The organism is Helicobacter bizzozeronii (genome assembly GCF_900196775.1).
Lineage (GTDB): Bacteria > Campylobacterota > Campylobacteria > Campylobacterales > Helicobacteraceae > Helicobacter > Helicobacter bizzozeronii.
Genome location: NZ_FZLB01000114.1, coordinates 1 through 432, shown reverse-complemented (window position 1 = coordinate 432; position 432 = coordinate 1). Strand labels below are relative to the sequence as shown.

1 protein-coding gene is annotated in these 432 nt (G+C 43.1%); it reads right to left on the bottom strand.

Annotated elements, in window-relative coordinates; translation table 11 throughout:
- Positions 1–135: 135 nt before the first annotated feature.
- Positions 136–432, bottom strand: a 297-nt coding sequence (locus C5684_RS08870) for a hypothetical protein (RefSeq protein ID WP_233708739.1), incomplete at its 5' end; no start/stop codon positions are given.

The following is a 432-nucleotide window of genomic DNA, read 5'->3' as shown; positions in this document are numbered from 1 at the left end:
TATGGGAGAGTATGTCAAAAAGACTTCATCGGGGGTTTGGGTAGTTCTGCTCGGGTTTTAGTTTGTTGGTTGCAAAGAGTCTTGTTCGGGTTGTATGGCGATGGGGCTGATAAAGTAAATTGTTAGCAATGGGTCTTAATCGGGTGGTGCATGTGGGGGTGGTTTTATCTCTGTTGAATCGGGTTTATTCAAAATGAGTGGTTTTATCTCTGTCAAATTAAGGCTATATGCATCTATTAACGAATCTGCTAACAAGTCTAAAATATGCCACGATTGCGTGGGTTGCTGTGTTGTTTGTTCTGTGCTTTGTGGGGTGCTGGCTGTGTCCTTATTAGCCTTAGCCTCCATAGCCTCATGAAACTTTTTCAATCTCTCTGAAGGTCTTTGATAACGCTCTTGCGTGCCATACCACTTTTGACATACTCCCCATAG